The organism is Tepidanaerobacter acetatoxydans Re1 (assembly GCF_000328765.2).
GTDB lineage: Bacteria > Bacillota > Thermosediminibacteria > Thermosediminibacterales > Tepidanaerobacteraceae > Tepidanaerobacter > Tepidanaerobacter acetatoxydans.
The window spans coordinates 1,708,758-1,733,514 of the sequence record NC_019954.2 but is presented as its reverse complement, the minus strand read 5'-3'; the positions used below and the strand labels follow the sequence as shown (position 1 = coordinate 1,733,514).

The following is a 24,757-nucleotide window of genomic DNA, read 5'->3' as shown; positions in this document are numbered from 1 at the left end:
AAATTCAGGTATTACATTGTTATAATTACATACAAATATTTTTATAAATTCTATAATATCTAATGTCTATTAGAAAAGGTGGCACGTATAAGATATTACGTAGACAGGATAAGGCAGATTTAATACTTTAGTTACCAATAAAACTTTTATTTACAGAAAGGATGATTTTTATGAAAATCGTAGTATGCAAAAATCCTGTAGAGTTGGGAGAAAAGTCAGCTGATGCGGCAGCACTTGTATTAGAAAAAGCAATTTCTGAACAAGGTTCAGCGAGAATATTGTTATCGACAGGAGCATCACAATTTGAAACAATAAAGGCTCTGCGAAAAAAAGATATTGATTGGAGCAAGGTTGAGATGTTCCACTTGGATGAGTACATTAATTTGCCTGAAACACATCCTGCAAGCTTCCGAAGATATCTAAAAGAGAGGTTTGTGAATCATGTAAATTTGAAAAAAGCCTATTTTGTAAATGGAGAAGGCAACATCAAGAAAAACATTCAAGCATTAACAGATGCTTTAAGAAAGCAGCCGATTGATCTCGGCATAATAGGAATTGGAGAGAATGCCCATATTGCTTTTAACGATCCACCGGCAGATTTTGATACTAAAGAAGCATATATTGTTGTAAACTTAGACGACAAATGTAAAAGACAACAAGTTCGTGAAGGCTGGTTTGATAGCATAGAAGATGTACCTAGCCAAGCCATTACAATGACTCCGCACCAAATTATGCAGTGCAAGACTATTATTTCTCCTGTTCCCTTTAAAGTAAAAGCTGAAGCAATAAAACTTACTTTGGAAAATGAATTAACCAACGAGATACCCGCAACACTGCTAAAGCAACATAATGATTGGACTCTTTATCTTGATGAAGATTCATCATCAATGGTTGATAATAGGACGATAGAAAAGTATTTATGTGTTATGTAAAGGCTATTCTTGAAGCCATAAGAGCACATAATTTAAGGAGTATTGACTTAAATAGTGCATAAAGGTAAAATAAGATTGTGTAATTAAATACAAGAATTTTGTGGTCCGAAAGGTTAAAAGGGAAGGCGGTGAAAATCCGCTGCAGCCCCCGCTACTGTAAGCGAGGATAGAGCCCTGATATACCACTGTTTGATACCTGGTTTAATTAAAAACCTGCTAGGTATTGAACGGGAAGGTAGGGCAGTTGATGAATCGCAAGCCAGGAGACCTGCCATAAGATTTACAGAGTTTACCTTCGGAGGGAAGGGAAAACAGAAAAGCGTATCAAATACAACCCCTTTTATTTCGAAGAAGGGGTTATTATTTTTTTAAAGGAGAGATTATTATTGGAAAAAGGATATGTGCAGGTGTATACGGGAAATGGAAAAGGAAAAACAACAGCAGCACTGGGACTTGCTTTTAGAGCTGCCGGCAGAGGTATGAAGGTAATAATGTTTCAGTTTTTAAAGGGAATGGATACCGGTGAGCTTAAAGCAGCGGAATTGCTTAAACCTAATTTTGAAATACGCCGATTTGCCGAATCAAAAAAGTTTACATGGAATCTTACGAAAGAAGAATTCGACAATTTAAAACAAAATGTAAAAGATGAGTACAATCAGCTTGCTGCCGTAATAAAAAGCAAAAATTACGATATTGTTATTTTAGATGAGGTTATGGCAGCCATGCACGGAGGTCTTCTTACGGTGCAAGAGGTAGAAAGACTTATTGAAGAAAAACCCGAAACCGTTGAATTAATTTTAACAGGAAGAGATGTACCACAGGAGATTATTGAGAAAGCCGATTTAGTTACTGAAATGAGGGAAGTAAAACATTACTTTAAAATAGGAGTGCCTGCAAGAGTCGGGATTGAAATGTAGATTGCAGTAATCACGAAAGGAAAAGCAAATAATTGGCGATTAACCATTTCAATAAACCTTCCCAAGATTAGATAATTAGTCCACAGTGTGGTAAAATATAATTATCATTGCAGGGAGGGTTTTTCTTGTTTATAATTCAATTAAGTTCCACTTATCATCACGCCAAAAGATATAGGCAAATAATGAATGTGTTAATTAAATACGGATTCGGATACATTGTTGAGAAAGCCGGTATAATCCTGCCTAAAGGAATTACGCGAGAAAATGTGGACCCAACCGGTAAAATGACAACAGCGCAAAAGGTTGTTATGATGCTCCAAGAATTAGGGCCTACCTTTGTAAAGTTGGGGCAGGTTTTAAGTACCAGGCCGGATTTGATTCCAAAGGATTACATAGAGGAACTTAAAAAGCTTCAAGATAATGTAGCCCCTTTCAGCTTTAAAGAAGCGAAAGACCAGATGGAAGAGGATTTGGGGGATAAGACCGACCATATTTTTTTATCCATCGAAGAAAAACCTTTAGCTGCCGCATCTATAGGACAAGTACATCGTGCGGTCTTAAAGAATGGTCAGGATGTTGTGGTTAAAGTCCGCAGGCCGGGTATAGATAAAATAATAACTGCCGATTTGGAAATCATGCTTAACCTTGCACGACTGATTGAAAAACACATACCGGAAGTGCGAATATATGACCCAATTGGTAAAATTGAGGAATTTGCCGATGCAATGCATAAGGAATTAGATTTTACCAGAGAAGGTTTTAATATAGATAAATTCAGGCAAAATTTTGAGGGGGACGAAACCATATATGTTCCCAAGGTATTCTGGGAAGCTACTGCTCAGAAGGTATTAACCATAGAATATATCAAGGGATACAAGGTTACAGAGTTAGATGAAATAATCAATAATGACTTAGATAGGAAACAAATTGCAGTAAACGGTGCCAAAGCCATGATGAAACAGATATTTATACATGGTTTTTTTCATGCAGACCCGCATCCAGGCAATATTATAATAAGGCCTGACGGGAAGATCGTATTTATAGATTTTGGCATAGTTGGTCGTATTGATAAATATACCAAAAATAAACTTGCAGACCTTATCGTAAGCATTATAAACAAGGATACCAAGAAAATTATAGGTGTGTTGTTAGAGTTGAGCCAAGCTGAGCAAGAATTGAACATATCTGAAATTGAACTGGATGTAGAAGATTTATTGGATCGATATTATGGTAAAGACCTTAAAAACATTGACATGTCTAAACTCCTAAGCGAAGTCTTTACTATTGTAGCTAAGTATAAGATTATTTTACCTTCGAATTTTACCCTTTTATTAAAAAGCCTTATAACTATAGAAGGTGTCGGGCTTGAACTTGATCCGGATTTTAATATTTTTGAAACAGCCAAACCCTTTGTTAATAAGATGCTTCGCGAACGCTATAATCCTCAACATCTTTTGAAAACTGCGGTATCAACATTGCAAGAATTTAACAAATCAGTAATGCTTATTCCAAAGCTTTTAAATGGTTTATATCAACGCACAAAAATCGATAGTATGAAAATAGATTTTGATACAAGGGGCACATCAAAAGTAATTTCGGAATTAAATAAAATGGTTAATCGCCTGGTTTTTAGCCTTATTGTGGCATCTTTAATAATCGGTTCTTCCTTAATAATACAGGCTGATGTCGAGCCGTTTCTTTTACACTATCCGCTGCTTGGTGTTGCAGGTTTTGTGACCGCCGGTTTACTGGGTGTTTGGCTGATAGCATCTATAATTCGAACCGGAAGAATGTAAAATACAGATATATGTTTAATTATATGATTTTGGGAGTGTGAAAAAACATGAATAAATTATTGAGATTTTTTATGGTTATAGTGGCAGTTGTAGTTTTTTCCATATTTGCTCTAAGTGTTCAAGCCGATGTGACGGAACCGGGCTCTGAAAGTGATCCGCTTGTTACTAAAAGTTATGTTGATAAGGTTTTATCGAATTTAAAACAATATGTTGATTCAAAACCCGGTAGTTCGTCTGGTTGGGAGATAGTATATATGGAACAAGGTCAGAGCCTGATTGGAGATAAGGGAACAGAAATAATTTTAAGAAGCGGAATTGCTACTGTTGTGGATGAAGGTAATGGAGGCCTTGCCGATATAACCGAAGGAAAAGACATAATCAACGGAGAAAATGTGATGCAAAACCATTTACTAATTGTACCTCGGGATGATGGAAGGGGCGTAAAGGCCGAGAACAATAACGTGATATTACTTATTAAAGGGAGCTATACAATAATCAAATAAACTTTACTTTATTTTCGTATGATGATATACTTTTTTTAGCAAATTCCTCGGAGAGAGAGGCTTTTTTAATGGAAAGACTTACGGTGTTATTGGCTTTGATGGCTCTTGATGCCGGCGGAGCTGAAACTCATGTTGTTTCTCTTGCCAAACAACTGAAAAAACGAGGGGTCGAAGTTATTGTGGCATCACATGGCGGAAAATTAACTAAAGCCCTGGAAACCAGTGGCATTAAGCATTATACTTTACCGCTTGACAGAAAATCGCCATTGAATTTAATATATTCTGTAAATGGTCTTGCGAATATTGTTAAAGAGCATGAAGTAAATGTAATTCATGCACATGCTCGCATTCCGGCATGGGTGTCGCAATGGGTTAGTTTCATGACCGGTTGTCCTTACATAACTACGTCCCACGGAATTTATTCTACAGGCTGGGGAATGGGGCTTATTACCACATGGGGCCGAAAGGTTATTGCCGTTAGTGAGGATGTAAAGAAACATCTGATAAATGGTTTTAAGGTAAACCCAGATAAAATTTTCGTAATTCCCAACGGAATAGACCTTGAACGATTTAATCCCAATATTGATTCTTCTCAGGTGGAAAGACAATTAGGACTAATGCATGAAGATTTAAAAATTGTATATGTCAGCCGCCTTATGGGTGCACGAGGAGAAATCGCTTTGAGGTTAATAGAAGCCCTGCCTCAGATAGAAAAAACTTTTCCAAATGTTAAATTAATAGTTGTCGGCGAGGGAGATAAATACGAATCTATAGCTCGAATGGCAGCCGAATACAATTCAAAAACCTCTGAGAATAATGTGGTTGTTACAGGTGCTCGCTTAGATACACCTCTAATTATGAATATGGCAGATGTTGCAGTTGGCGTGGGGCGGGTAGCTTTAGAAGCGATGGCCATGGAAAAACCTGTGATTATAGCGGGTGAAGCAGGATTTATGGGGATTTTAAATCCGGATAACTTTGAAATAGCAAAGAAACATAATTTTAGCGGCCGAGGCTCAGATATGAGAACTGATGCAGACAATATAGCTAAATCCATAAAAGAGCTATTAAGTGATATTGAATTGCGGAAGAAATTAGGGGCTTTTGGCAGGCAAAAAGTTGCAAGATATTTTTCTATTGAAACTATGACCGATGAAGTATTAAATGTATATCATCAGGTAATCGAGGAGGGCAAAAATGAGCTTAATAGATAACAAAGGCAGGATTTTCGGTTTAATAAATATTATAGACCTGTTGGTTATATTGTTGATTATTGCAGTTGTAGGAAGGTTTGGTACTAAGGCTCATCAAAAGTCGGCAGGAGCAGTAACAAAGAATATCGAAGTGGTATTGCATGTAAAAGAGGTAAGAGATGCCACCGCAAATGTGGTTAAAGTTGGAGATGTTGTAAAAGAAACAAAGACAAACGCAGTTTTAGGTAAAGTGACAAATGTTGAAGTGGAGCCATCAGAAACATTAGTAGAAACTGCAGACGGTCGTGTGGTGGTATATCCTAATCCGGTATATAAGGATATGCTTATTACGCTGATGGGGTCAGGTTCCGCAGGAGATAATGCTATAGTTCTCGGCAGCAATGAGATTCGTGTTGGCACATCACTGCAGCTGAAAACCAATCTTTACTCGGTAACATCAACTGTAATGAGTATAAATGTACAATAGTCAAAACTACTTCAGCATCAATCGGTGAGTTGTTCCGGTGAGCATAAGGAGATTTGTAATGGAAAATGTAACCATATGGATGCAAAACAGTTTATTTATTAATATAATTAAATTTTTTTCAAGACCTGCAATCTACCAAAGCAGTGTTTTGTATAGAGGTATTTGCGTTTTAAGTGACTTTATTTCAAAAGCTTTTAGAGGTAGTTTATTTAGAGCTTTTTTTACCAATAAAAGCTGGGAAAATAACGCAATTAAAGAAAGTAGATTTATGTCCGTGGTTTTGAAGCTTAATAAGCCAATAAAAAAAGTTTTGGACATCTTGACTAATATTGTAGAAGACAGTTTTCCCATTAATTTTGTGTCAAAAGCGGTCAAACTTTTTATTCAAGTTCCGCTTGCAACAGCAGCTCATATTTTATTGCCGTCGGCAGCTTCAGTTTTAATTTTAAAGGCTGTTTTTGAAAGCTATACGCCTAAAGCACTTATATATCATATAATTTTATTAATCATGTTATTTTTTGCATTATCGATAAAAGTATCTTTAAATTCGCTTTTATCTTCCAGCATAGCATACAAATCATGTAAATGGTTTTTAGATGGACAAGATTCGAACAGTTTTACGCTTAAGCATAGCCAAACAGGTGATTTATCGCGTCAAGATAAGTCGCATTTAGCGGTAATTGGAGTTTTAGCAGGTATTTTGTATTATTATCTCCATAAACTTACGTTTATTAAATTATGCGGCCTTATTTTGATGCCTGCACTCATATATTTATGGCCATGGTTGGGCCTGGCCTTGACTGCGCTAATATTACCACTGGCTCCTACCACATATAGTGTTGGTATTATAGGGTTAACTTTTTTATCTGTTTTACTAAAGAATGACAAGTTTAAAAAAAGTTTACCTGCAGCTATTATACCATCAATACTGTTTATGATATCTGCAGGCATTGCGGCAGCGTTTTCCGTTGCACGAGCTGAAAGTTTGAAAGCTCTTCCTCTTTACGTGGCATATTTTATGATATTTTATTGTGCTTCAGTTTTATTTTGCGACTCTAAGACAATAAAGGCAGTGCTTGCTTTTTTGGTTATATCGGTTATGATGATTTCACTGCTAGGTATTTACCAGTATTTTTTTGTCAAGGTACCTACGGCTGAAGCTTGGGTGGATGTAAAACAGTTTCCGGAACTTGCAACTCGTGTATATGCAACTTTGGAAAATCCAAATGTACTGGGAGAGTATTTAGGCCTTGCAATACCGCTGCTTTTAGGACTATTTTGGGCATCCGGCAAATTCAGACAAAAATGTCTTTTAACTATAGTTTTGGGAATATCAACACTTTGTCTTGTTTTAACATTTTCCAGAGGTGCTTGGCTTGGCTTAGCTGTAGCTGTTTTGGCTTTTGCATTGATTAAAGAACCTAAACTTTTGATTTTATTGTTAATACTGGCTATTTTGGCCCCGATGTTTTTACCATCTGTTGTTACTAATCGTATTGCAAGCATCGGCAGCCTTGAGGACAGTTCTAATGCATACAGGATAACAATATGGATTGCAGCTTTGAGGATGATGAAGAACTACTGGTTAAATGGCGTAGGCTTGGGTTCAACAGCATTTGCCAGGGCCTACAGAGATTATATGATAGCAGGAGCTTCAGCCATTCATGCACACAACTTATATCTTGAAGTAGGACTTGAGATGGGAATTTTGGGGCTTTTTGCACTACTTTGGATGGCTTTTAGAGGGTTTTCGGAGGCGTTAATTTACGTGGAGAGTAATTCCAAGATGTCATTTGTGCTTGCAGGAATTGTCGCAGGTCTCGTTGGGCATTTGTTTCATGGGCTATTTGATTATGTATGGTACAGTCCGCGCATTGTCATGGCATTTTGGATGTATTTTGGAATGATGTCAGCCATAGCTTCCGGCAATCTTACCGATGATATGACAGGAGAGAAAGCAGCATGATAAAGATCCTTCATGTACTTTCCGATACTAATATAGGAGGCGCCGGCAGATACCTTTTTAATCTTTTGTCAAGTCAAGATAGTAATCGCTTTGAGGCAGTTGTTGCTTGCCCGGGTGGTGGTGAACTCGAAAGGCAGTTAAAGGCGAAAGATATAAAGGTATATACTTTAGAAGGCGGAGAAAGTTCTGCGAACTTGAGTCAGATAAAAAGCCTCAGGCAAATTATTTCCTGGGAAAAGGTAGATATTGTGCATACACATGCAAGCTTTGCCGGCCGCATAGCCGGAAAAATTTCAGGATGTAAAGTAGTGATGACTCGTCACGGCTTGGGCGGCAGTGGAGGCGGTTTTCTTAAAAGGACAACCACCAGACTGGTTTCGCGAATATTTACCGATCGCATTATTGCTATATCCCGTGCTGTGAAAATCAGTCTTATAGAGAGCGGAGTCCCCGCTGATATGATAACGATTATATATAATGGGATTGATTTATCACAATTTGATAGAATTGAAGGGAGCCTGCGTAAAGAGCTGGGCATTGCTCCTAATACGCCTATAATCGGTATGGTTGCTCGATTGGTACCTGAAAAGGGTTATGAATATGCAATCAATGCCTTTTATCATGTATTAAAGGTATATCCGTCAGCCCAACTTGTCATTGTGGGCGACGGACCGCTGGAAAAATCCTTGAAAAACCTGTGCACCCAATTAGGCATAGATGATCATGTGGTTTTTATGGGTTATAGGCAGAATGTCGAAAGCATAATAGCTGATTTTGATGTTTTCGTGCTTTCTTCCGTAAGCGAAGGATTAGGTTTAGCCTTACTTGAAGCCATGGCCCTGGGGAAACCTGCGGTAGCTACGGCGACAGGAGGAATACCTGAAGTTATAAAGCATAATGTAAATGGTTTTTTGGTACCTTCAGGAAGTGATAATTATTTAGCTGAGAGTATAATCAAGGCTATATCCGATAAGGAGTTAGCAAAAGCGCTCGGCACAGAGGCCCGAAAGACGGTTAATGAAAAATTTTCTTCAAAAACTATGATTGAAAAAACTAATAAGGTTTACATGGAGATTCTCCAAAGAGTCTAATGTGCAAACTGAGAATCTTATAAGATTACATCTGCTGTCCGAAAGCTTAAGTGCATTTAGTAGATGCTGGGAGTTCTCACAATTAGGGGGATTTATCTCTATGAAAAAAGGAGAAATATCGATGCGAAGAGTATTGGTTTCTGGTTATTACGGTTTTGGTAATGCCGGAGATGAAGCTATACTCATGGCTATTGTAAACTCACTAAAAAAACTGAAAAGCGATATTGAAATCACGGCTCTTTCCGCAGACCCTTTAAAGACCAGGGAATATTATGGCATAAATGCAGTACAAAGAACCAGTCCATTTGCCATAATAAGAGAAATATCCAGGGCTGATTTGGTGATTAGCGGAGGAGGAGGCCTTCTTCAAGATGTTACCAGTAATCGGTCGATTCCCTACTACCTTTTTATTTTGTATTTAGCTAAAAAGCTTAATAAAAAGGTCATGTTTTATGCCAATGGAGTAGGCCCGGTCTTTAGGGAAATAAATAAGAGCATGATTAAACTTGTGGGAAACATGGTGGATCTCATAACAGTAAGAGATGAACAATCCCGGAAAGAGCTGGAAAATCTCGGCGTCTCCAAGCCCCCTATTATAGTTACAGCAGATCCAGCATTTGTACTAGAGCCTATTGATGATAAAGCAGGATATGAACTGCTCGGAAAGCTGGATATCAGTTTTAATGAACAGCACCCTAAAATCGGTGTATCTGTAAGACCATGGAATCTAAATAAAAGTCGCGATATAATAGCTAAAGCCTGTGATTACTTAGTAAAAAGTCATGACGCAGATATCATATTTTTACCGATGCAATATCCCAAGGACTATAATGAGTCTTTGGAGATAATTAAACTGATGAAGGAAAATGCCACAGTTGTTCCTGAATCTATTGGTCCTCGCGAAATACTGTGGCTGTGCGGGAAAATGGATCTCATATTTGGCATGCGGCTTCACGCCTTAATTTTCGGGGCGATGATGCAAGTGCCGTTGGTAGGGTTGGTATATGATCCGAAAGTGGAGCATTTTCTAAGCAGGATAGACCAACCATCGGCAGGGAAGCCAGGGGATTTAGATTTAGTTGCACTCTGCAATTTATTAGAGGAAGCTTTGGTTAATATGCCGCAAAGTCAAAAACAACTCCAGGAGAAGAAAGAAGAGCTGACAGTTTTGGCCAATAAAAATGCGAAGTTGGCGATAAATCTGCTGGAGGAAGATAAATGAATGTAAAAGATAGAGAGCGTATAAATGTGCTCGATGTTTTACTTGATTGTGTCGATTACGAAGATGCTTGTCAGAGAGTAGCAGCATTTTTAAACTCTTATAGTAATAAAGTAATTGTTACCCCAAATGCAGAAATTATCATGGCCGCCCAAAAAGACCATGAATTAAAAGCTGTGCTTAATGCAGCTGATATTTGCCTTCCTGATGGCATAGGTGTTGTAATAGCTTCAAAAATTTTAGGTAAGCCTCTTGTCGAAAGGACTACAGGCTTTGACTTTATGATGAAAGTATTGGGTATGGCAGATAAGGAATCGCTGAGGTTATTTTTGCTTGGCGGCAAACCCGGAATAGCAGAAAAAGCTGGAGAAAAAATAACATCAATGTTTCCAAATATACAAATTGTTGGGTCATACCACGGATATTTCAATGAGGATGATACTCAAAAAGTAGTTAGTATAATTAATAATTCAAAACCTGATATTTTATTGGTGGCTATGGGATGCCCCAAGCAGGAAATGTTCATGCTGCACAACAAAGATAAGCTGAAGTTTAAAGTAGCTATGGGTGTTGGTGGCAGTTTTGATGTACTGTCCGGTAATGTGAACAGGGCCCCGATATTTATGCAAAAGGTCGGTTTGGAGTGGCTGTACAGGCTTTTAACTCAACCGACAAGATTTAAGAGAATGAGTGCATTACCGTTATTTTTGTTAAAAGTTACGGCATGCAGGCTGACAAAAAATAAAGAAGTGAGTGTATGAAATATAAGGAACTGTTTTTGGAATACTTACAAATAGTTTTAGGGTCTTTTATTGGTGCTTTAAGCCTTACAATGTTTCTTATTCCGAACAAAGTAGCCGCAGGCGGAGTCAGCGGTCTTGCGACAGTCTTATATTATCTCTTTAAGCTGCCGGTAGGCTGGATGATGCTGCTGTTTAATATCCCACTTTTCTTATCAGGGATAATTTTCCTGGGCAAAAGTGTTGGTATAAAAACCCTGGTAGGCAGTCTCCTGTTTTCTGTTTTTACAGAGCTAACTGTTAATTTTCCTGTAGTAACCAGAGATTTAATGCTTTCTGCCGTATATGGAGGCATAATCTTGGGAATAGGCTTGGGCATTGTTTTTAGGGTAAGGGGCTCAACCGGCGGAACTGATTTGGCAGCTATGATTTTAAATCACTTTGTGCCGTCAATAAGTGTGGGACAGGGCATACTAATAATAGATTTTTTTGTTATAATCTTAAGCGGAGTAGCCTTCAATTGGGAACTTGCTATGTATGCATGGATTGCTTTGTTTGTGAGCAGTAAGGTGATTGATTTAATTCAAGAAGGTTTTAACTATGCAAAAGCCGTATACATAATATCAAACGAAACAGAAGAAATATCACAAAAAATACTTACAGAGATGGAGCGAGGTCTCACTTTTATTAAAGCAGAAGGCGGATTTACCAGACAGGACAAAAATGTGTTACTTTGCGTGATAACCCGCTTAGAAGTATCTAGGCTGAAAAATATAGTTCATCAAACAGATCCCCGGGCTTTTGTAATTATCCATGATGTGCATGAAGTTTTAGGTGAAGGTTTTAGCTACAAAAATGACTAAAAAAGATTATTTTCTAAGGAGTGATTTTCAAGATGAGTATATCTTGTGAAACTATCAATGAACTTAACTCTAAAGCACGTATTATTCGCCGCCATATTGTCGAAATGATTGCTGAAGCGGGTTCGGGTCATCCCGGTGGGTCATTATCAAGTGCAGATATTGTTACTGCACTGTACTTTCATGTAATGAATGTAGACCCTCAAAATCCTCATTGGCCGGAAAGAGATAGGTTTGTCTTATCTAAAGGCCATGCGGCTCCGCTTCTATATGCAGTCTTGGCAGAAAAGGGATTTTTCCCAAAAGAAGAACTACTAACCCTCAGAAAGACAGGTTCCATGCTTCAAGGGCATCCTGACATGAAATCAACTCCGGGCCTAGACATGACTACAGGCTCTTTAGGTCAAGGCTTATCAGCTGCAAACGGTATGGCACTTGCGGCAAAATTGGATAAAAAATCCTATAGGGTATATGTAGTTATGGGCGATGGTGAGCTTGAAGAAGGTCAGATTTGGGAAGCAGCCATGACTTCAGCACATTACAAATTAGATAATTTGACGGCTTTTGTGGACCATAACGGTTTACAAATAGATGGTCCTATTCAAAAAGTAATGTCGCCGGAAAACATACATGAGAAGTTTAAAGCTTTTGGTTGGAATGTAATCGATATAGACGGGCATGATATGAAGCAGATTCTTGAGGCTGTTGAGGAAGCTAAGACCGTAAAAAGCAGACCGACTGTCGTAGTTGCGAAAACAGTAAAAGGTAAGGGCGTGCCTTTTATGGAAAATCAGGTAGGTTGGCACGGGAAAGCTCCCTCTCCTGAACAGGTAAAAGAGGCTTTGAATTCTATATAAATATATTTATGGAGGAGAGATATCAAATGACCAAGATTGCAACTCGAGAAGCCTATGGAGAGGCCTTGGCCGAGATAGGCGAAGAGATAAAAGATATTGTAGTCTTAGATGCTGACCTTTCGGGTTCTACTAAGACAGCCGTTTTTGCAAAAAAATATCCGGAGCGATTTTTTAATATAGGTATAGCAGAACAAGATTTAATGGGTACTGCAGCAGGGCTTGCAACTTGCGGCAAAATACCGTTTGCCAGCACTTTTGCAATATTTGCTACCGGAAGAGCATTTGAGCAGGTTAGAAATTCAATATGTTATCCAAAGCTAAATGTAAAAATTGCAGCGACACATGCCGGTCTAACTGTGGGCGAAGATGGAGCTACACATCAGTCTATCGAAGATTTAGCTCTTATGCGGACATTGCCGAATATGACAGTAATAAATCCGGCCGATGCTGTTGAAGCAAAAAAAGCAGTGAGAGCTGCGGCTGTTCATGAAGGTCCGGTTTATCTCCGCTTTGGCAGATTGGCAGTAGAAACTATATTTGAAGAGGATTCTGAGTTTGAAATAGGTAAGGGCAAAATCCTCAGAGAAGGAAATGATGTAGCCATAATAGCTACGGGGATAATGGTGGGAGAAGCTTTAAAGGCTGCAGAAATTCTTGAAAACAGCGGCTTAAAAGCAATGGTAATAAATATTCATACATTAAAACCAATTGATGAAGAAATAATTTTAAAGGCTGCAGAATGCGGTGCGATTATCACTGCTGAGGAACATACCATTATCGGTGGGCTAGGCAGTGCGGTAGCCGAAGTCCTAGCCGAGAAAAAGCCAACACCCATAAAAAGAATAGGAATAAAAGATAAATTCGGCCAGTCAGGCAAGCCTGAAGAATTGTTAAAACTGTATAACCTGACGGCAGAAGATATAGTAAAAGCCGCAAAAGAAATAAAAAGATAAAAGCAAAAATACCCTGGCCCACAAAACAGCATCTGACATTGCGGGTAAAGGTATAGCCAGCGAAAAAAGTCTTGTCAAAGCTATCAAGCTTGCTGCAATCATTTCACAAAACAGGTAAAATAAAAAGGTATAGATCTTAAAACGAAAAAAACGGCACTGCATAGGATATTTGCAGTGCCGTTTTGTAATCACACCCCAGAGTTTGAGAATTTACTCCAATTATGAATCATACCATCGGTGTCAATATCCAAGCTAAAGCAAATGCACTTAATACACGGATTACCAATCCTACAAGGGCTGCTTGCATGGCTTCACTACCGGAAAGGTCGGAGCTTTGTGACCATACAGCAGGAATCTGAGCAAAAGGTATCTGCAAAGGCAGGCCTGATGCAGCAAGGATAAATGAACCTATGGCAAAACGTGTTGGCATAGTTCCAATTGTTTCTACCAGTGTATTCATTGCAAGTGTTGGTGCAACCAAGATTGATTGCATACCGGTTACAGGATCAATGGATAACGCACTAAGGAACGCAGACATTGCTGATTCGATAGGTGCCCATATTCCCATATATTCAAGTAATCCTATTATGGCAAAAACAACAACGACAGCAGGAATTAGCAATAAGAACATTAATTCGGCACCTTCTCGAGCCCCGTTAATTAGAGTAGTAAACAAGGGCGTGCCAGGTGTAAAGCTTGGCATTTCACTGATATCTTTATATTGAACATCTCTGTATAAGGTTTTGCTGAGAATAAAGGGTACTATGACAACAGGAAGCAGTATTCCGATTATTACAATAGGGAATGCCCAAATCCCCTTGGATGCAAAAGCTACCAAGCCCAGCATAAAAGTTGAGAAAGATTGCTGTGATTGAAACATGGTGGCAACGGCTATTTTCTGTTCATCTTTTGTAGCTCCTGCTTTCTTTAGTGCAGGTCCGGTTATTCTTCCGGATGCGTTAATATCTCCGAGTATATTATAAATAGCCGGAACGATAATTAACGGAGTGATTTTCATAACTTTTGCAAGTGGAGTAAAAATACGCACCAAGGCATCGGTAAAACCGAGACGTTCCAAGATACGACCGGTCATAACGCTCAATATGATGGCAGTACCCAGGGTGCCTGTAAGATATACATCAACCACCGGTCCAACAGCTTTTTTCAACATTGCATCAAAACTGCCGCCGATAATTTCGGGTTTAACAAAGAGAATAATAAGGGTAAGGGCAATAAGAGACATACCCACATACTCAATATTCGATATTGGACGAGTCTTACCTTTAGTTGCCTCATTTTCCTTAACAGCCATTGAAGAGACCTCCTTGTATAAATTTTTAGTAATTAATAAAAGTAATGATAGAAAGTAATATGATAATTAATTATAGTACGTTCAATATTTTGAAAATAATCACCTCCGGAAGTTAATAATTATGTTTATAAGCCTTAATCAACATCTATTAAACTCTATTAAACCATCCTTAATAACTGTGGTGATAGATTCCGTGTCTGTGAAGTCAAAAACTGGCAATCCTTTACAAAGGATGATATCAGCTCTTTTGAGTTTCGTAATTGAACCTATTTCCGCTTCCAAACCCATAATTTGAGCAGCATTCATAGTTATCATTTTTAGGCAGTCAGCCTTTGCAACACCGTGCTTATTTAAATATTCAAAAGTAGGTTTGCAAATGTTTAAAAAGTCTTTAGGCCCGACCATTTTTATATCATCTAAGCCAACAGCTTTGGCATGTACCGGCAAATATGAGTCTGTGGCTATAGCTGTTGTTACCCCGGCGTTTAAGGCATTGTAGATATCCTCCGGTGTATTTGGAGAACTACTTGTCCCGCCATGCGGCGTAGCAACAAGGAAAATATTCTTTCGTGCCATTTCATCAAATTGCCCGTTATTGGCACCATGACCGTGGTGAACCACATCACCGCCTGCATCTATAAACAACTGGATATTCTCAGCACCTTCGATATGTGCTCCTATTTTTTTACCCAGCAAGTGAAATATATTAACAATTTTGAAAATATCTTCACTATCAAAAATACGTTTTCCGCCATTAGGTACAAGATGGCATGGCAGATTAGCCACTGTAGCGGTTATAAATATATTTTCTCCTGGGAATTCACTTTCAACTGCCAGTCTGGCAAAGTGTGAGTTATCTAAATCATCAAGGGTCAAATTACCTCCCGGCCGAAGTGACGAAGTATAAGCCAAGGGTTCAGTGCCTAAGCAGCACATACCGGCAGCAAATTTAATATTTAAAACCGTATTTTGAGCTGTATCTTTTAGCAACTCTAAAGGAGCCGCTAGGACAGGGTGACCCAGGTGATGATCACCTATTGTGGTAATACCGCTTTTCAAGCAATCGAGGTAATTTGATATAGCGGCTATTGTTTGGGATTTACCCCTGATGTGATGAACTCCTTCGGTGGCGTATTCGCATAAATGTGTATGGCAATCTATCAGTGCCGGCATTACAACTAAGCCGGTAGCGTCTATTACTTCACGGGCATCAAGGGTTTCAGCCGTTTCATTATCAACAATATCTGAAATAATTCCATTTTTAATCAATACAGATTTATACTGCTCCCGAGGGGAATCCATAGTTAGTATATGACCATTCTTAATAACTAAGTCCCACAACAGCATCACCCCAAATAAATTTTATTTTTTGTCGTGTATAAGGTAGTTTTCAGTAATAAACTTGGCATAATCTTTAATCGTCGCAGAGCCAAAATCTTTAAGCGGAGTGGAACATATCCTCTCCCGGAAAATCACAATCTCAACATCTTCCGGCAGATAATGTCTTAAAGCATATGCAAGAGGTAGTCCATTTTCAAAGATTTCCAAAGCATGGGAATTACCGCAAATAAAGTTCAAGCCTAGTTCTTTAGCTTTATTGACTAAGTCACTGTCCATTTTGACACGGCTTATTGTAGCTAAGACAGTATCGATTTCAGGATGTTCACTCTTTGCTTTTTCCAGATGTTCGGCAGTAAATCCGGTGTGTGGGAAAATATGCAAAATTGTATTTACCGGAGTGTCTTTTGTGCCCAACAATATTTCTCCCTGAACAGCAGTAGCGGAGTCCTTAATTTCACTGCAGTTAAAGTGGATTCGCTCTGTCCCCATTACTTGATGTTCTTTATCCATGTCCATCATTTTATTTAGGCGATTTAGTATATCGCCCAAGGTTTTTATTTCATCCAATGCTTTACCGACATACATAATATTTCCGGGTATACCCGCATATCTTATATCAGTATAAAAAGGCTTATGACCATGAATATAAGATATGCCGGGATGTAAACCGTGAAAAGCTTCATGAAGTTCAAACACTGAAATATTGTAAAGGTCTAAATAGCAGCTTAGAGTTACTCCGCCTGAATTTGCCGCATCAGCAATTGGGTGATGAGCTACAATGACATCTACTCCTGTTGCACCGGCAAGCTCAATATTTCCTTCGGTGAGTGTCATCGTTACGGCAACTTTTTTAATTTCTGCTTCAGGGTTCCCATAAACAAGACCCGGAGTTTCCATTACTGCCTTTCCGGGGATATTCGACGATTTCATAACAACGAACGGGTTCTTACCTGTAAATACGTCGTTTAAATCCTTGACTACCCTCCCTCCTGTTATATTGTCCAGTACTTTGATTAGCTCCTTTACTTTCATCTAATGTTCCTCCTTTTTTAAATACAGCATTTAAAGTTCTGGCAAAGCCCAAAATCTATCGAAGAATTAAAAGGTTTGATCTTGTTTTATAGATAGGATGTGTTACAACATGTTTATTTATTCCCTCATCACTGATGAGCTCCACATATTATAATACGACATTTAAATCAAAAGTCCTCCCTATAATTTTATTTTATTGCAAAAATATAAAACATTTTTACAGAATATATCTTGTAAAAACTCTAAATATTCTATTTATAAATAAATATCGCACTACAACAGATAACCGATTACATAATTTTTTCTGCAAGGCTAAATAAACTCTGGAATTTGTTTTCCGATACTTAACTTGGACATAAATAGAGGCCGCCAAATAAATACCTCTTTAAAGGAAAATTACACTACCAGTCTCTTAATGAAAATAGCATAACAGTTCCATTAAAGGTATTTATTTGACGGCCTCGAACCATCTTTTTTAAGATCTTTCTTATCCAGTCAATTATTAAATTTTTCACAAAAACCTACATTCAAGCTATCAAATAAATTTAAGTTTGTCAAGTGGTTTTTGAAAAAATTTTTTCAAAAAATTCTTCTACGGGCTCAACGGTAATTATTATCATACCGGCTAATTGATTTACAGGGTCGTAATCTTTTAAGATTGTGCGTACCTTTAATTGAAATTTATCTTCAAAATATGTTTTAATTCTGATTTTAAATTCATTTAATAATGCCAAATCCATCAATCTTGCGGTAAATGCGTCTTTTTCATCTATATGCCTTAGCACTGAAATTCTTCGATTTAGAGCTAAGATAATAATTTTATCTCCAATTATATCTATTTTCTGCCAATCTAAACCTCGGCCATACATTTCCTCATTTACTTGATTATTTATTTTAATAAGTTCCTGTTTAAAATCGCCAATATTCTTCAAAATTTCATCTCCTTTGCGTTATATTATAATAAGGTCTAATATAAGTATACACTTTGGTACCAAAACTATATTCTACGAAATAATAATTTTTTCCTGCCATGTAAAGAAATAAATATTTACATAAAAATGTAGCAACTAATAAGCCTTATGAATATCATGGAATGAAGCGGTAAATTTTTTAGGAAGGGGGCATGCTAAAATGCAGGTAGCAATTGAACTGTATCTTCAAAGAGGTTTGAGCGTTACGGATAACAGTTTTGTAAATTTAAAGGTTATGTACAATGGTAAAATAATTGAAGAAAGCTGTTCTGAGGATGTTTATGAATTTTTTGGAATGATTCTCGGAGGGAAAAGACTAGCTGCTTTAGGAAGAAAAAGACATTATGACAGTAATTATTTAATGGGAAGAATTTTTGAGGCAGATCCGGCTTTGCCTATGAATTTTTTGTTTATAGATCCGGAGGATGATATTAAACTCATTATAGAAACTAATATTTGGCTTGATCCGGGAATCATGGTTCAAGATGTTTTGCTAAAAATATTTTCTGACAAAAAAGAACTAAATATCCCATTAAACAGACCCGATGTTAAAACAGATTGGTCAGGCAGAGGAACTTTTACTATTGATATAGGCGAGTTTATAAAAGAATTGAATGCTGAAAGAGTAAAACTGTAAAAAGTATGCCCTGTAGTAAAACAGGGCATACTTTATGCAAAAAAAATAACTATGGATAATATAATGGCAAATTTACAATAATATTAGTGTATAACAGGCGTATGATGGATATACTATTTTACCGAAGCGTTTTTAATAAAATCGAAACAAAGTCATGATATAAATTTACGATTATATAAATATATTAAGGAGAAATGTACATGAATATTGCTATATTATCCACCTACTTTCCGAGAGAGTGCGGAATAGCCTCTTTTGCAAAGGACCTTAGAAACAATCTCATGCTATGTGGTGAGCAAGTGTCAATTCTTGCCATTAGTGACAAAAATGGTTATTATAATTATCCGCCGGAAGTAGTTTTTGACTTAGAAGAGGATAATAGGGATCAGTATGTGATTGCAGCCGAATTTGTCAATACTGCAAAGATAGACTTGGTCTTTGTAGAACATGAATATGGAATTTTTGGCGGCAATAACGGTGCTTTTGTATTGGATTTTATCGAAAACCTGGAAAAACCATTTATCCTAAATACTCATACAGTTCTGCCGTCACCGGACTTTCATAAGCGAAGAATACTATCAACATTGGGACAAAAATCAATGGCCGTTATATGCATGACCCACCGTTCTTCAGAACTGCTAAACAAAGTATATAATATACCTCTTAATAAACTTTATATGGTCCATCATGGAGTACCGATATTTGAAGAAAAACCAAGAGATGAAACTAAAAGAATATATGGGGTCGAGGATCGTCCTTTAGTAGTTACTTTCGGTTTTTTAGGTCCCGGTAAAGGTATTGAATTGGGAATTAAAGCTATTTCTTTCTTAAAAGAAAAATATCCCGATATTATTTATTTGGTAGCGGGAGAAACACATCCAAATCTAAGAAAAAAGATGGGAGAAGCTTATAGAGATTCTCTTGTTGAGTTAATACAAGCCTTGGAAGTTGATAATAACATAAGATTTATCAATAAATACCTCAGCATTAAAGAACTGGGAGAAGTACTCTATATGGCTGATGTTTATCTCACCCCTTATCCGCATCGTAATCAGGCTGTAAGCGGAACCCTTTCCTATGCTGTAGGCTGTGGTAGGGCTATAGTTTCCACTCCATATGATTATGCTCTGGAAGTTCTTGCGGACGGTAGAGGCCTTATAGCTAATGATGCCAATCCGGAAGAATTGGCATCATTGATAGATAAAATCTTATCCGACCATCAATTAAAAGAAAATCTGGAAGAAAAGGCTGGTAAATTGGGTAAAACCATGACATGGCCTCAAGTAGGCAAAAGATATGTAAGTATAATAGAAAATATCATGCAGACAGAGGTTGAAAGGAAGGTGTTTTAAAATGTATAAGCATTTTAAACACATGACCGACTCAACAGGGATTATTCAGTTTTCCGATATATCAAATCCATTAGCCGAAAGCGGTTATACAGTAGATGATAATGCTCGGGCACTGGTAGTGGCAATAGGGATGGAGGAACTGGAGCGCAAAAGACTCATAAAAACTTTTATAAGTTTTTTACAAGAAGCTCAAATGCCGGACGGCACATGGCAAAATTTAAAAGTTCACGGAAAATATTATACATCGATTAATTCAGAAGATAGTATAGGTCGAGGTATACTTGCGGCAAGTTTTGCAGCGGACTGCGATATACCCGAAACAAAGGACACTGCCTGTAAGATGTTAAAAAAGGTGCTGCCAAAAGCCATAGACACCAATTCTCCAAGAGCCATGTCTTATACATTGTTAGGCATGGCGAAACTTATAGATTCATTAGAAAGGATAAGCCTCTTGCCATATGCAAAGTATATTGCATATAAACTCATAAAACTTTACGATGCAAATCGCTGTAAAGATTGGCATTGGTTTGAGGACAGACTTACGTACTGCAATGCACTGCTGCCCCATGCATTATTTGGCTTTTATGTAGTGAGCAAAGATGTAAAGGCTTTAAAAGTAGCTAAGATTACACTGAATTTCCTTACAGATTCTTTATTTAAGAAAGGATATCTGAATATTGTTGGTAATCAGGGGTGGTGGATTAGAAAAAGTCAAATACCGCCTTATGACCAACAACCGGTAGATGCGGCGTCTATAGCTCTTGCTTGTCTACAGGCGTTTGTGGTTACGGGTGAAAGAGAATATATAGAAATGGCTCAACTAGCATATGATTGGTACTGGGGAAAAAATCTCAATAACCTTCCCTTATACAATGAGAAAACCCAAGGCTGTCATGATGCTCTTGTTCCACATGGAGTTAACTTGAATCAAGGTGCAGAGGCTGTCATCTCATTTTTAATGGCACACCAAGTTTTACAGAACATCAAAGAAAAAAAACAAAGGATATTAATTCCAGCAGTATAGGAGGGGCTTTGTTGGGGCACATTGAAATACTTTTTAAAGAAACTGTTGACCGGGCAAAAGCAGAACTTAAATCAGTAAAAAATATTGACATTATAATAGGTATCCCTTTTAATGATGAAAAAGATGCCTTGGGAAATATTATAACAGTTGCCAAGAACAGTTTAAAAACAAAAGGTCAAAAGCTGATTGTTTGTGTCGGTGGTCCAACAGACGTCGAAACGATAAAAAATATCAGGGAAAGATTCGGAAACGAAATAGCAGGTTTTTCACTGCCGTCGGGTGTCAATGGCCGAGGTTTTGGTATAAGGCTCATTTTGGAGATTGCTCGTCTTTTTAAGTCAGATGTGATACTTCTGGAAACAGACTTAAAAAGTCAAAGCGAGCAAGAGCTAAAGCACGATTGGGTGGATTGTGCGGCAGATCCTATCTTTGGAGATTATGATATATCGGTTGCCTGCTTTAGACGATATACGCTTGAAAATATTATTGACAAGATATTAGTTTTACCGCTTATGACAGCTCTTTATAAAACTAAATTTAGCGATCCTTTCAGCGGAGTTGCCGCTATTACGCACGATCTCGTTGAAGAGTTCTGCTCTGAATTCGATCAAAACAGAGAATATCTAGGCGGATATGGTATTAACCCATGGCTTATTACAACAGCATTAAAATGGAGTAAAAGGATATGTGAGGTAAATCTTTGGACAAAAATTTCCTTAATTTCCTCTGACAAAAAATATATCGCTGCAAAAGAAATGCTTAAATCACTGTTTGAATGTATAATACGGGATGAGGATATTTGGTTGGAAGATTTTCAAATTATAAAAACTCCTGATATGTACGGCAGTGAATTTAAGGATGTACCACTAAAAATTGTTTATAACCATGAGGAGCTTTTAGACTCTTTTATTAAAGGAACTTGTTGTTATGGTAATCTATTGCAAAAAATACTAAGTAAAAAGGTGCTTAGTTATATTGAATTCATGACGATATCGAAAGACAATGTAATTTACTCACCAGAAATCTGGTCACAAGCAGTTTATGAGTTTATAGTTGCTTATAATTTTAATTCGGAAATACCGCAGGAAGACCTTTTGGAAGCTCTGATAGCTATATATAAAGGAATGCTGGCAGCGCTGATACTAGAAATCATGAACGCAAACGAAGGTTTAAGTGATTTGAATGTGGATATCGATACTGTTGTTTTAGCTCAGACTGAAGCAATTTATAAAAATACCGTAAATGCTTTCATGAATAACAAATCTCAATTTTCGGATAATTGGCGTCAAAAGTTAGAGGAAACAAGTCCAGTGCTTACTCCACTGGATTACCTCGAGTTTATTCCAGGGGTTCCAATTGTGTTGCCTAAAAAACTTATAGGAAAGAATCGTTGCGAAGCTATTACCAGTAAAGTTTTTAAAAGACTTCAGAAAAAATATAATAATGCCTTTACATCCTTTCTAGAGACTTTAAGTATCCATAATAATGCGTCTTCTGAAGATATTTGCCGGTGCTTAACCGATTTCATGGCAGATTTGGAAAACACTATCGATAGCTTGTGCCCGGGAAATTTATACAGCTTGGAAGGTACCAATGACGTAGTAAAAAGCATATTTAATATTATTCCACATAGCAAAGTCATAGCGGTAAAATGGGAAATACTGAGGAAATTATTATATGAATATCCTCCAGGGAATTTAATTTTAAGAATGGGCTTTAGAAACTTGAGAGAACTCCTTGACAATATGAATGAACGAAAGATTCTCACATTGGCTTCGTTTACTGAGGACAAGGATTATTTTGATCGAATATTTTACTGGCTTAAGGACAATTTAAGACCCGATAGTTTTGAAGAAGTAGAAATACTTCCAATGGTGGTAAATCGTAATGATTTTCATGGTTCCAGTGAACTGCGTGAAATATCTGATTTAAATCGTTTGACAGCATATATACCTGTTATGAACTTAGGCAAGGGAATGGGTGGCAACTATCCTAAGTTGTGGTATTTTACACGCATAGCAAAGAGTATAGTTGAAGCCGAGCATTTTTCAGACCTATGGAAGACCTATACAAGGGAACGGAAGGAAGTGGGTAGAAAATTTGTTAATTCTATTCTAGGCCATTATGGAAAGGCTGTATTTTCTGCACATCATATTTTTGAAAACTGGCATCATAGGGTGTTGGTTTCAAAATTACAAGTAATTGCGGATAATCTTCGCAAGGAGAATAATGAAACAGATGCAAAAAATATTGATATTATGGTCAAAGGGTATGGCCTCAGCATGGTATTAAACGATGGGACGTTTATACCATGTTCCGCATGGACTTGGGCCAGTTTCAGCTTTAAAGGTGGAGATGGCATACCTACACCGCTTTTCCTACATGTGGAAAGGGATTGGTTCAATCACGATTTGCTTGAAGAAATATATAAGGAAATGGGATATGATTCTGAAGAAATCTTACAGCAAGTATTTCAATATATAAGTCAAGGCCGTGAAAGCATAGATTTAGCAAAGGCGTTATTAGGAGTAAAACAACATCGGGAACAAGTAATAATTCAAGAATTGGATTATTGGCCTAAGGCAGAGGTTTTAAAGCGTTATAGCGAAGTGCCGATACTTAAGCCTATAAATGAGCACTGGTGGGAAAATCGTTTTGTGCTCAATACGGCGTCACTAAGGATAAAAGATAAGGTATACCTGCTATATAGAGCATTTGGTGAAGATGAGATTTCGCGAATTGGTCTTGCTATTTCTGATGGTTATAGAATAATTGAAAGACTAAAAGAACCTATATTTTCTCCGGAGATGGAAGAAGAGAAAAAAGGTTGCGAAGATCCAAGAACCGTCATAATTGATGATGAAATTTTCATGCTTTATACCGCATATGACGGTGTGGTAGCTCAGATAGCAGCGGCATCAATTACCATAGATGATTTTCTCAACAGAAAATATAACTGCTGGAAAAGAAGAGGGCTGGCTTTTCCCGGACTATGGGATAAAGATGCCATATTGTTTCCTGAAAAAATCAATGGCAAGTATGTCATATATCATCGTATTGAACCAAGCATATGGATTGCATATTCCCCGAAACTGTCCTTTCCGTGGCCTCGTGACGGTCACAAGATAATAATGGGACCGCGGTCCGGCATGATGTGGGACTCTCTGAAAATAGGAGCCGGTGCACAACCTATAAAAACACGTTATGGTTGGCTGCTTATATACCACGGTGTGGATAAGGACATGGTGTATAGGTTGGGAGTGATGTTGGCTGACCTAAAAGACCCCGGCCGACTTCTATACAGGTCGCCCAACCCCACACTATCGCCTGAAACCAAGTGTGAGGTAGGGGAAAAAGATAAGTGTTGGGTGCCGAATGTGGTGTTTACTTGCGGTGCCGTTGCAGCCGAAGATAAAGAAATTCTTGACATAGATGATGAAATTTTAGTATATTACGGTGCTGCAGATACTTATATTTGCCTTGCCACAGGTACTGTCGGCGACATGATTCCAGCACAAGTAAGAGAAAGAATAGATAATCGCAGATGAATATTAACCCCCACCTCTTTTATTGA

21 protein-coding genes and 1 riboswitch are annotated in these 24,757 nt (G+C 37.7%); of the genes, 17 read left to right on the top strand and 4 right to left on the bottom strand.

The window, feature by feature from the left end; genetic code table 11:
- Positions 1–170: 170 nt before the first annotated feature.
- From TEPIRE1_RS08400 to TEPIRE1_RS08335, 13 genes are all read left to right on the top strand, one after another.
- Positions 171–932, top strand: coding sequence for a glucosamine-6-phosphate deaminase (locus TEPIRE1_RS08400; RefSeq protein ID WP_013778739.1), 762 nt, complete (start codon positions 171–173; stop codon positions 930–932).
- Positions 933–1,016: 84 nt separating this feature from the next.
- Positions 1,017–1,222, top strand: a riboswitch (cobalamin riboswitch).
- Positions 1,223–1,318: 96 nt separating this feature from the next.
- Positions 1,319–1,849 (top strand): cob(I)yrinic acid a,c-diamide adenosyltransferase, encoded by a 531-nt coding sequence (gene cobO, locus TEPIRE1_RS08390; protein ID WP_013778738.1) that lies wholly within the window; start codon positions 1,319–1,321, stop codon positions 1,847–1,849.
- A gap of 125 nt (positions 1,850–1,974) precedes the next feature.
- A complete protein-coding gene (gene ubiB / locus TEPIRE1_RS08385) occupies positions 1,975–3,645 on the top strand; it encodes a 2-polyprenylphenol 6-hydroxylase (RefSeq protein WP_013778737.1) in 1,671 nt (556 codons plus the stop codon).
- Between the two features lie 47 nt (positions 3,646–3,692).
- Positions 3,693–4,148, top strand: coding sequence for a hypothetical protein (locus TEPIRE1_RS08380; RefSeq protein ID WP_013778736.1), 456 nt, complete (start codon positions 3,693–3,695; stop codon positions 4,146–4,148).
- A gap of 68 nt (positions 4,149–4,216) precedes the next feature.
- Entirely contained in the window at positions 4,217–5,362 is a 1,146-nt protein-coding gene (locus tag TEPIRE1_RS08375; RefSeq protein ID WP_013778735.1) for a glycosyltransferase family 4 protein, read from the top strand.
- The gene (locus TEPIRE1_RS08370; protein ID WP_013778734.1) at positions 5,346–5,828 is read left to right on the top strand and encodes a DUF4330 domain-containing protein; all 483 of its coding nucleotides are present in this window, start codon (positions 5,346–5,348) and stop codon (positions 5,826–5,828) included. Before TEPIRE1_RS08375 ends, TEPIRE1_RS08370 begins: the two co-directional genes overlap by 17 nt.
- A gap of 58 nt (positions 5,829–5,886) precedes the next feature.
- Positions 5,887–7,794, top strand: a complete 1,908-nt coding sequence (locus TEPIRE1_RS08365; RefSeq protein WP_013778733.1) for an O-antigen ligase family protein — start codon at positions 5,887–5,889, stop codon at positions 7,792–7,794.
- Positions 7,791–8,885 carry a glycosyltransferase family 4 protein gene (locus tag TEPIRE1_RS08360; RefSeq protein ID WP_013778732.1) on the top strand — a complete coding sequence of 365 codons (1,095 nt, stop codon included), beginning with the start codon at positions 7,791–7,793 and terminating at the stop codon, positions 8,883–8,885. Before TEPIRE1_RS08365 ends, TEPIRE1_RS08360 begins: the two co-directional genes overlap by 4 nt.
- 100 nt (positions 8,886–8,985) lie before the next feature.
- Positions 8,986–10,107, top strand: a complete 1,122-nt coding sequence (csaB, locus tag TEPIRE1_RS08355) for a polysaccharide pyruvyl transferase CsaB (RefSeq protein ID WP_013778731.1) — start codon at positions 8,986–8,988, stop codon at positions 10,105–10,107.
- Positions 10,104–10,865: a WecB/TagA/CpsF family glycosyltransferase gene (locus TEPIRE1_RS08350; RefSeq protein ID WP_013778730.1), complete on the top strand. Its 762-nt coding sequence runs from the start codon at positions 10,104–10,106 to the stop codon at positions 10,863–10,865. Before csaB ends, TEPIRE1_RS08350 begins: the two co-directional genes overlap by 4 nt.
- Positions 10,862–11,707: a YitT family protein gene (locus TEPIRE1_RS08345; RefSeq protein ID WP_013778729.1), complete on the top strand. Its 846-nt coding sequence runs from the start codon at positions 10,862–10,864 to the stop codon at positions 11,705–11,707. The genes TEPIRE1_RS08350 and TEPIRE1_RS08345 overlap by 4 nt, the downstream gene beginning before the upstream one ends.
- Before the next feature lie 32 nt (positions 11,708–11,739).
- Positions 11,740–12,561 (top strand): transketolase, encoded by an 822-nt coding sequence (locus TEPIRE1_RS08340; protein ID WP_013778728.1) that lies wholly within the window; start codon positions 11,740–11,742, stop codon positions 12,559–12,561.
- 26 nt (positions 12,562–12,587) lie between these two features.
- Positions 12,588–13,514 carry a transketolase family protein gene (locus TEPIRE1_RS08335; RefSeq protein WP_013778727.1) on the top strand — a complete coding sequence of 309 codons (927 nt, stop codon included), beginning with the start codon at positions 12,588–12,590 and terminating at the stop codon, positions 13,512–13,514.
- A gap of 226 nt (positions 13,515–13,740) precedes the next feature.
- Here TEPIRE1_RS08335 and TEPIRE1_RS08330 read toward each other — a convergent pair whose 3' ends face one another.
- The 4 genes from TEPIRE1_RS08330 to TEPIRE1_RS08315 form a co-directional block, all read right to left on the bottom strand.
- Positions 13,741–14,826 carry a hypothetical protein gene (locus tag TEPIRE1_RS08330; RefSeq protein ID WP_013778726.1) on the bottom strand — a complete coding sequence of 362 codons (1,086 nt, stop codon included), beginning with the start codon at positions 14,824–14,826 and terminating at the stop codon, positions 13,741–13,743.
- 138 nt (positions 14,827–14,964) lie between these two features.
- Positions 14,965–16,173, bottom strand: a complete 1,209-nt coding sequence (locus tag TEPIRE1_RS08325) for an amidohydrolase family protein (protein WP_013778725.1) — start codon at positions 16,171–16,173, stop codon at positions 14,965–14,967.
- Positions 16,174–16,188: 15 nt separating this feature from the next.
- Entirely contained in the window at positions 16,189–17,199 is a 1,011-nt protein-coding gene (locus tag TEPIRE1_RS08320; RefSeq protein ID WP_013778724.1) for a Nif3-like dinuclear metal center hexameric protein, read from the bottom strand.
- A 554-nt stretch (positions 17,200–17,753) separates the two neighbouring features.
- The gene (locus TEPIRE1_RS08315) at positions 17,754–18,131 is read right to left on the bottom strand and encodes a Na-translocating system protein MpsC family protein (RefSeq protein ID WP_013778723.1); all 378 of its coding nucleotides are present in this window, start codon (positions 18,129–18,131) and stop codon (positions 17,754–17,756) included.
- Between the two features lie 199 nt (positions 18,132–18,330).
- Between TEPIRE1_RS08315 and TEPIRE1_RS08310 the strand changes: the two genes are divergently transcribed.
- The 4 genes from TEPIRE1_RS08310 to TEPIRE1_RS08295 all read left to right on the top strand — a co-directional run bounded on the left by TEPIRE1_RS08310 (position 18,331) and on the right by TEPIRE1_RS08295 (position 24,731).
- Positions 18,331–18,807: a hypothetical protein gene (locus tag TEPIRE1_RS08310; protein ID WP_013778722.1), complete on the top strand. Its 477-nt coding sequence runs from the start codon at positions 18,331–18,333 to the stop codon at positions 18,805–18,807.
- 200 nt (positions 18,808–19,007) lie between these two features.
- On the top strand, positions 19,008–20,159 hold the full coding sequence (locus TEPIRE1_RS08305; protein ID WP_013778721.1) for a glycosyltransferase family 4 protein: 1,152 nt from the start codon (positions 19,008–19,010) through the stop codon (positions 20,157–20,159).
- A gap of 1 nt (position 20,160) precedes the next feature.
- A complete protein-coding gene (locus tag TEPIRE1_RS08300) occupies positions 20,161–21,183 on the top strand; it encodes a hypothetical protein (RefSeq protein WP_013778720.1) in 1,023 nt (340 codons plus the stop codon).
- Positions 21,184–21,191: 8 nt separating this feature from the next.
- Complete coding sequence (locus TEPIRE1_RS08295) at positions 21,192–24,731, top strand: glycoside hydrolase family 130 protein (RefSeq protein ID WP_015295561.1); 3,540 nt, start codon at positions 21,192–21,194, stop codon at positions 24,729–24,731.
- The last annotated feature ends 26 nt before the right edge of the window (positions 24,732–24,757 follow it).